General features: G+C 62.1%; 6 protein-coding genes. 2 read left to right on the forward strand and 4 right to left on the reverse strand.

Annotation, left to right across the window (positions count from 1 at the left end):
- A partial coding sequence (gene nadE, locus SH809_10885) for an NAD(+) synthase (GenBank protein ID MDZ4700201.1) occupies positions 1-1,211 on the reverse strand: 1,211 nt, incomplete at its 3' end.
- Between the two features lie 226 nt (positions 1,212-1,437).
- Between nadE and SH809_10890 the strand changes: the two genes are divergently transcribed.
- Positions 1,438-2,925 (forward strand): Gfo/Idh/MocA family oxidoreductase, encoded by a 1,488-nt coding sequence (locus SH809_10890; protein MDZ4700202.1) that lies wholly within the window; start codon positions 1,438-1,440, stop codon positions 2,923-2,925.
- A 561-nt stretch (positions 2,926-3,486) separates the two neighbouring features.
- Positions 3,487-6,153 (forward strand): discoidin domain-containing protein, encoded by a 2,667-nt coding sequence (locus SH809_10895; GenBank protein ID MDZ4700203.1) that lies wholly within the window; start codon positions 3,487-3,489, stop codon positions 6,151-6,153.
- A gap of 493 nt (positions 6,154-6,646) precedes the next feature.
- Here SH809_10895 and SH809_10900 read toward each other — a convergent pair whose 3' ends face one another.
- The 3 genes from SH809_10900 to SH809_10910 all read right to left on the reverse strand — a co-directional run bounded on the left by SH809_10900 (position 6,647) and on the right by SH809_10910 (position 8,743).
- Positions 6,647-6,985 carry a class I SAM-dependent methyltransferase gene (locus SH809_10900; protein ID MDZ4700204.1) on the reverse strand — a complete coding sequence of 113 codons (339 nt, stop codon included), beginning with the start codon at positions 6,983-6,985 and terminating at the stop codon, positions 6,647-6,649.
- Between the two features lie 274 nt (positions 6,986-7,259).
- Positions 7,260-7,982 carry a hypothetical protein gene (locus SH809_10905; GenBank protein MDZ4700205.1) on the reverse strand — a complete coding sequence of 241 codons (723 nt, stop codon included), beginning with the start codon at positions 7,980-7,982 and terminating at the stop codon, positions 7,260-7,262.
- A gap of 278 nt (positions 7,983-8,260) precedes the next feature.
- Complete coding sequence (locus tag SH809_10910) at positions 8,261-8,743, reverse strand: GYD domain-containing protein (protein MDZ4700206.1); 483 nt, start codon at positions 8,741-8,743, stop codon at positions 8,261-8,263.
- Positions 8,744-9,043: the final 300 nt, after the last annotated feature.

The raw sequence follows: 9,043 nt of genomic DNA on the forward strand, positions 1-9,043 counted from the left end.
CCGGTCGTGAGGAGCAGATGATCGAACTTGTTCGACACCGCCATTAGCGTGACGCCGCGGGTTCGTGCCTGGATGTTTTCCTCGGCGACGCCGGCGTCGGTGCCGGCGAAGATCCCCGAAAGCATCTCCTCGAACGCCTGGACGGCCGGCACGATGGGGATGCGGTGGAACGCGATGCCAAGCTGCGTGGCGAGGTCGGCCGAGTCGTCCACCGAGCCGGCGGAGGAGTACTTCGAGGGCATCGTGAGGCCCACCACGCGGTCCGCCCCGAGCGCGGCGACCGCCAGGGCGCAGGTGACGGCGGAATCGATGCCGCCGGAGAGCCCCAGCAGCGCCTTTGAAAAAGCACCGGTCTTGGCGACATAATCCCGGATGCCCAGCACCAGGGCATCGTGCAGATCGGCGATGCGATCTCGCTCCGGCTCGTGGAAGTCGGAGGCGGGCCCATCCAGGTCCCACACGAAGAGATCTTCCTCGAACGAAGCGCAGCGATGAACGAGCCGGCCCCGCGCGTCGTGCACACGGCTGTCGCCGTCGAACACCAGCTCCGTGTTGGCGCCTACCTGATTGACGTAGATAAACGGTACGCCATGATCGCGGCCGTTGCCGGCGATAAGCCGATCGCGGACGGCGTGTTTGCCGGGATAAAACGGCGACGCGCTGATGTTGATGAATAACTCGGCGCCGGCGGCTGCCAGAGCGTCGATGGGATTGGCGTTGTAGAGGTAAAAGGGCGCCTCCTCCTCGTTATTCCACATGTCCTCGCAGACGTGTAGGCCAAGTTTCATGCTGCGCCACACAATGGGCTGGCACGAAAGCGCCGGCTCGAAGTATCGGTTCTCGTCGAATACGTCGTACGTGGGCAACAACGCCTTGTGTACTTCCGCGAGGATGTGGCCTTTTTCAAGCAAGAGCGCCGCGTTGAAGAGTCGCTTCCCTTTTGGCGATGGATTGCGGACGGGGGCGCCAACGATCAGGCCCATGCCGGCCGGCGCTTCGCGCGCGATCCAACGGACGGCTTGCTGGACGGATTCGATAAAAAACGGACGATCCAGTAGGTCCTGCGGCGGGTACCCGCAGACGCACAATTCCGGGAAGATCGCCAGGTCCGCCCCCTGAGCGGCGGCCCGCTGCGCGAAGTCCACGATACGCCGGCTGTTGCCGGTCAGGTCGCCGACGGTGGGGTTGATCTGGGCGAGGGCTATCTTCATGATGGCTCCTGATGAGGCATCGCTCGAAACGAGTTGCGTTCTGGGTTTTAACGGCAGTGGGACCCTCGCTAGAAACGAACGTTCCTTTTTGCGAAGGGCATCTACCCGCATACGCGGCTGAGGTCCCCGGGCCAAAATCGCCCGCGAACGAGACGCTCGCATCTTGACACTGATCGGGGCAATCCGTTGCTTGCGCTACACGTTCACCTCAGCCTGGTTTCTGGTTATGAAAACTACCCCGTTCACCCGTCGCGAATTCGTAAAAACAGCCGCCGCCGCGGGCTTCGCCGCCACCATTTTGCCCCGCCATGTTCTCGGTAGAGGGTTTAAGGCGCCGAGTGATACCCTCAACGTCGCCGGCGTGGGGGTCGGCGGGATGGGCGCCAGCAATATGAATGCGCTCACGAGCGAAAATATCGTGGCGATATGTGATGTGGATTTCGACTTCGTCCACGGCGCGCTGTACGAAAATGGTAAAGTCCGCGAAGGCAGAGAAGCCCTCGCGCAGGCATTTGAAAAGGCACGGCGCTACGAGGACTTCCGCGAGATGCTCGACCAGCAGAAGGACATCGACGCCGTCGTTATCGCCACACCGGACCACACGCACGCCGTGGCCGCTGCCATGGCCATGCGCATGGGCAAACACGTGTACGTCCAGAAACCCCTCACCTGGTCGGTTCACGAAGCGCGGGTGCTCGGTCAGCTGGCAAAAGAGACCGGCGTTGTCACCCAGATGGGCAACCAGGGCCACTCGACCGAGTCCGCCCGCCGCGTCAACGAATACATCCACGCAGACGCCATCGGACCGGTGCGCGAGGTACACATCTGGACAAACCGGCCCGTGTGGCCGCAGGGCGTCCCGCGTCCGAAAAAGGCTTCCATCGGGAAAGATACAGGATGGGGCATGGATGAGGCACAGCAACGGATCTCCTACGGATTCCACGGACGCAAAGCGCCTCGTATTCCGAAAAGCCTCAACTGGGACCTCTTCCTCGGGCCGGCGCCCGCCGTCCCGTACCATCCCATCTACCAGCCCTTTACCTGGCGCGGCTGGCTGGATTACGGCACCGGCGCCCTGGGCGACATGGGCGCTCACCTGATGGACCATCCGTTCTGGGCCCTGGGCCTGAATGCGCCGGCCACCATCGAGGCCACCTCTACCCCCTGGGGCGCGGACAACCTCAGCCCCTGGGGCGGACCGCAGCGCGACGTGGCCTCGTTCCCGCTGTCGATGCTGGTCCACTACCACTTCCCGGCAAGTGGCATGAAGCCGGCCGTCAACATGCACTGGTACGATGGCGGCCTCATGCCGGCCCGGCCGGTCGGCATTCCGGACGATGTGCTGCTGCCACGCGATGGCGGGGTGATCTATGTGGGCGATAAGGGTACGCTCATGCACAAGGACCACGGGATCGATGCGCGCCTGTTCCCCGACCACGTGATGGAAAAATACAAGGACACGCCGAAGACGTTTGAACGGGTGGAGACGACCCATGAGATGAATTGGGCCAATGCCTGTAAAGGCATCGGAAAGGCGGTCTCTCCGTTTGAATACGCGAGCCCGCTCACGGAAACGATGCTCCTGGGTATTGTTGCGCTGCGCGCCGGCCAGGGCGTCAAGATCCACTGGGACGCTAAAAAGGGCGAAATTACGAATCACGCGGACGCCAACGAGCTCTTGCACCGCCCGTACCGGGAAGGCTACACGCTGTAGCGAAGGTAAAAGGTAAAAGGTAAAAGGTAAAACAGGGGCACGTTGGGCTCTTTCCTGTTTCCTGCAAAAAACCGCAAGGGGCCGCGCCATCGAAATGGCCGGCCCCTCGTTGCGGTGTGGGTCTACTCGTGGGTCACTATCGGAAACGGAGTCGTCTGGGTCCCCACGGCCGGGCGATTGTCCGGGCTGTGGGGATTTTCCCTACGGGATCTCTAAACGTAGCTCCGGATTGTTGGTTGCCGACGGGGTGATTTTTTTATTCCACGAATCGCACGCCTTTCACTATCTCGCGATACCGATCCCGGTTGTGCTCGAAAAGCAACGCGGAGCCGGAGATGACGATGGTGTAGCACTGGTCGTCGTCGGCGCTGTAATAGGCCTGGGTGCGGGTATTGACGGGCGCCGAGACGTGCGAATGGGTTGGGCTCGGGTTTCGGACGGCTCATTTCTCGAGGCTGGTTGCATCTGGTATCGGTCGATGGGATCTTGTATGCTCTTGCGATCCCATGTATTGGAGACACGATGTATCGTGTCTTTACGGACCTTTAGGTTAGGTTGAGGATGCGAATCACCGTTCTACTCGTTTTTATAGCCGTGGGCCTGCTTGCAGTTTCTTGCACCCCGCCTCCTCGATCGACGACCACGCCGGCCGTTGCCACGGGCCCCGGCGTGATCGCGCCGGAGGACACCCTCACACCCGGTCCCGCGGTCGTTCAGGCCTCGGTCGATGAGCAGCTTTCGCGTTTCCTGCTGCAGCCGGGGTATCGCCTCGAAGCGGTGCTCACCGAGCCGGCCATCAAGGAGCCGGCGGCCATCGCGTTCGACGGCAACGGCCGGCTCTTTGTCCTCGAACTCCGCGGCTATATGCAGGACGCTGACGCCACCGGCGAGTTGGACCCCGTCGGCATGATCTCGATGCACGAGGATGCCGATAACGACGGGGTCTACGAAATCCACCACGTGTTTGTGGACAGCCTGGTCTTCCCCCGGTTCGTGATGCCTTTTGGGCCGCACAGCATCCTCACGATGGAGTCCAACGAAAACGAGGTTTACCGCTTCACCGACACGGACCGCGACGGGCGGGCGGACAAAAAGGAGCTGTTCACGACCAACTACGGCCGCTCCGGCAACGTCGAGCACCAGCAGGCCTTCCTCTATACAGGGATGGATAACTGGATGTACAGCACCTACAACGCGTTTCGCATCCGGTGGACGCCGGCCGGCATCCTCCGCGAACCCACCGGCTCCAACCGCGCCCAGTGGGGCGTCACACAGGATAACGAGGGCAAGATCTGGTTCCAGGGCGGTGCGAGCGGGTTGCCGTCCTATTTCCAGTTTCCCATCCATTACGGCAATTACGATGTCGACGAGCCGTACGCCGAAGGGTTCGGTGTGCCGTATGGGGTTACGGGATTTGGTGACTACCAGCCCGGGCCCCAGGCATCGCGGCCAGACGGCACGCTGAACGAGGTGACGGGCTCCGCCGGCAACGATGTCTTCCGCGGCCACCGGCTGCCGGCCGACCTCGTGGGCCACTATCTCTATGGCGAACCCGTCGGCCGCATCGTGCGCCGCGTCGAACCGGTCGTCACCGAGGGGCTTACCCAACTGCACAACGTCTATCAAGCGGATTCGTCGGAGTTTATCCGTTCTACAGACCCTCTCTTCCGGCCGGTCGACCTCGCCACGGCGCCGGACGGCACGCTCTACATCACCGACATGTACCGGGGCATCATCCAGGAAGGCAACTGGACCCGGCCCGGCAGCTTCCTACGCTACAAGATAGAGCAGTACGCGATGGATGAAGCCATCGGTCACGGGCGGATCTGGCGACTGACGCATGCGAGTACGCCGCGGGACACGACGCGACCCCGGATGCTCGACGAGACGCCGGCGCAGCTCGTCCGCCACCTCGCCCACCCCAATGGCTGGTGGCGAGACACAGCGCAGCAGCTGCTCGTCCTCCAGCAGGATGCCTCCGTGGCGCCGGCGCTGCTGGAACTCGTCCGCCAGCGCGAAAACCGCCTCGCTCGTTTCCACGCGCTCTGGACGCTCGAAGGCCTGGGTACGCTCGACAGCGACATTGTTGGAGAATTGCTGCAAGATCGAGACCCGGCCATGCGCGTCCAGGCCCTCCGCGCCAGTGAAACACTATACAAAGCCGGCGCGGCGGCGTTGGCGTCCGACTACGGCCTCCTCGCCCGTGACTCCGATCCGAATGTGGCCATCCAGGCGATGCTCACGATGGACGTTCTCGGGGCGCCGGACGCGGAAGCCGCCGTCCGCCAGGCCATCGGAGCCTCCACTGCCGCCGGCATCCGGTTTGTCGCTGAAGAAATCCTCGACAAACCCGCTACCCCCTGGCCCCACTACACGGGCAACGCAAGCCGGCTGACCGACGCTCAGAAGGACCAGCTCACGCACGGCGCGGCGATCTACGGAGAACTCTGCGCCCAGTGCCACGGCGACGCCGGCCGCGGCACGCCCTTCGGCGGCAGCGGGCAGACACTCGCGCCGGTGCTCGCCGCCGCGCCCCGCCTTCAGGGACATCCCGAATACCTCATCAAAACCCTGCTTTATGGGCAGACGGGACCCATCGAGGGCGTTTCGTATCCCGGCGACCTGATGGTGGCGATGGGCGAAAACGACGATGCCTGGGTTGCCGCCGTCGCGTCGTACGTGAACGCCAGCTTCTCGAACAAAGGCGCCTGGGTGATGCCGGAGGATGTGGCCCGCATTCGCGACACCAACGCCGGCCGGACGGCTCCCTGGCGGCACGACGAACTCGTGGCCTCGCTGCCGGCGTTGATTGATCCCGAACAGCTCGTGGCGACCGCCAGCCACAATCCCGTCGGTGCGGCCGGCGCGTTTAACTTCGCCGGCTGGTCCAGCGCCGCACCCCAGGAGCCGGGCATGTGGTTCCAGCTCGAACTCCCGGAGCCGACCGCCGTCACCGAGATCCGATTCGTATCCGGCCGGCAGAACTTCGGCCCCCCGCCCGAGGCACCGCCCCCGCAGTTCACCTCGCCGCGTGGCTACGAAGTGAGGGTGTCGATGGATGGATCGACGTGGACAGAACCCGTGGCGTACGGGGGGACAGACGCGTGGGAGGGTGCGATCGTGTTCGAGCCGGTGGAGGCGCGGTTCATCCGCATCACCCAGGTGGCCGCCCTGCCCGAGCCAAGGCCGGCGTGGACGATGCAGGAGGTTAAGGTGTATGGGAGGTGAACGAGGAAGCTCACGCGGCATCCAGTGAGCCAGTCGTACGGTTGGATCTTTGCCAGGACGGCTACATCTTCTCGTGATTCCACTCCGCGTCTCTGCGGGAGCGTTATTTCTCCATTCGGTCAAGGGATGGGGATATTCCCGCGGAGGCGCGGCGTATCTTTTTGCACATTGCTCGACATTAACGCTTTCGATCACTAGCACAAATTAAGCATTGAGCATATTTGAGAGATTTAAGAACGTCAACGAGAAGGAAATCAGGTAAAGCGACCGTGACAGGTTTCTGGTAAGTGACGCGTCATCTGGTATCGAAAGTAGGTTAGCCATTTGCCACGAACATGATCGCTAGATGAAATGTGCTGCGGCGTCAAATCGCGTTCAGCCAGGGCGCCGCGCCACAAAAAACGCGTAGGCGTAGAAGTCGCCGTAGCGCCGGTGGTTTTCGGGTTCGGCGGCGAGCTGGTCGAGGGTGGCCTTGGCCGTCCAGGTTGCCGGCTTAGGGGACGCGAAACGTGGCGATCCTGGCTTCCATGGGTGCCTGGAAATCGTCCCACCACGCCTCATCGGGCAGTTCGGCGATCGCTGCCTGGAGCCGTTCGATGCCGGGCGCATGGCTGTCGATGGCGAGGATGGAGCCCGGACTGAGGTCGGCGAGGTGGAGGGTTTGTCCGCCGGAGCCGCACCCGAGGTCGAGGATGGATGGGGATGCCGGCAGCTCGCGGCATAGCCCCAGGGCCTTCTCTGCACTCACTCGGTTGCCGGGGCCCTGGCGAGGCAGGGATTCGAAGACGTCGAAGAGGGAGGCGAGCAGTAGAACGATAACGGGTGACTTCATGGAGGATGGGAAGGGGCGCATGCAGGGAAATGTCATCGGATGCGCCAAGATAACCGCGCAGCAGGAGGCGGCAACATGGCTCCGGCGAGAGGATGGCTTGCCGCCCGCCGCCACCCTGCCTCCATCATTTCGTAGGTCACCTGGCCAAAGAGGAGGGCATGGGCCTGAGCGATGTTCTCGGCTGCGTGACGATGCAGGTCTTCGTTCGAGGCGAATGCACGATGATCACAGCACCGTCCAATGTGACGTTGATGGAATACCGAAAGGGTCGCATTTACGTCAGCGGAAGCGCCGCGTACCATCGAACTACTTCCTTCCAGGTCTCCGAGCTCGTCATGCCGAACAGCGCCGGCACGTGCGCGAGCACGAAGACGATGAGCATCGTCCTGAACACCCAGTGCGGCGCTCTCCGTCTCCATTCGTAGGCGACCAGCGCGACGAGCACGAGATCGGTGACACCGAAGGTGACCCACTGATAGTTGAACGACGGCTGCGGCCCGATCCAGAACATGAGCCGGATCATCACCGGATCGATGAGCGTCAGGGCGGTGCCAATCATGAAGCGCGCATGTAGCTCCCTGCGCCGCCGGTAGTAAATCGCGGTCGTGTAGCAGAGCGCGAACACCATCGCGAGCGACAGCTGGAGATAGAGGACGTACTCCTGGATCTCGTACCGCGCCCCCGTGAGGCCCTGCAGCCGGCTGTTCGCGAGGAGGAGTATGCTCACGATCACCGCGGGTGCGATGACGTACGAGGTCTTCCCGACCGAGCGGTGGAGCGCCAGTCGTCGCGTGCGGATCAGCCATGGCTGCACGATGAGGAGCACCATCCACACGGTTGCCGTGAAAGCGTGCACGTGTGTGTACGTGCTCACCTTCTCCGACGCGGGAGACAGATAGCTCGGCCAGAATGCGACCAGCGCAAGGGCGAGAAAGCCGGCAAACCAGTACGCGCTTTGGTTGAAGTCGATCGGACGCGGTGATGCTGATGTAGCCATCGAGACCTCCAGTCTCACGGGATTTGTCGGCCAGCCTCCTCAACGGAGCGGAGTGTCTGCTTCAGACCTGTAAGCATCAACGAGGGTTGTTGACCGCATAACGATGGCGGTTGACCCGCGGAGACCCGCTAGAATAGCCGCTCGAGCTGGCAGTATGCCGATACGGGTCTTCGTTGGGTCCAACCGCGTGTTAGCCGCGTCTCGGACGCGGTACCAGAGTGGAGGATTGCTCCCGCCCTCACAGGGTCGGCGAGGATTGGTTCAAGTGCGGGGTACATCTATCGATTTTCTCCCGGTCGGCGATACCTAATCGATGAGGCCTTTTCCAGAGCTTCAAGTGTCTCCTCGACGGTCAGCAAGGCAGTCGTTTGCATGGAGCTCAACGCTCCGCCGGCGTTGATCGCGAGCACCGTGGCTGCCATCGAAACGTTGTCGGGAGCCTCCCACAAGTTGTACCCGTCATGCTCGCCGAACGCATACCAGAAACCATGCAGCTTTCCGCCCACGGCTTCGATGTACTGCTTGGCTGCAGTCCGCCGGTCTTCGGGGTTTTCAATGAGCTTGGCCCAGGTTTCTGGGGTGTAACTGAACCGGGTCAGGTAGATCGGCATCGGTGTTCCTCCTTCGCTTTTATCCAGCCATGGGTCGACTGGTGATGGATCATATTGCCCGAGCATGCGCGTCGAGCGTTTGTCTTGCCAGATCGGTAGCCCGCCAGCGGCAAGGGCACTCATGAAGTCTCGACGACTAAGTCTGTTCATGAACGTCTCCCAATTGAGCGATTTCACATGCCGGAAGATCGGACTGCATCGCGCGGCTAACTAACAATATTCTGTCATCGTCAAAATAACATAACCAGGATTTCAAATGCAACGACCTGAAAATAAAACGGTTACGGCGAGGGTATGTTTGTTATCGAACAACTGTCTAGATAAGAGGAATAGGGCCTCCATCTTATCACCATCCCGGGAGCCTTCGCCTCCTCGATCCCCATGGAGCACCGCTACACCCCGCAACCCCAATTGCTTACCCGGCTCCATGAAATCTGCCGGCTCCGCCAC

This window comes from Rhodothermales bacterium (assembly GCA_034439735.1).
In the GTDB taxonomy this organism is placed as follows: domain Bacteria; phylum Bacteroidota; class Rhodothermia; order Rhodothermales; family JAHQVL01; genus JAWKNW01.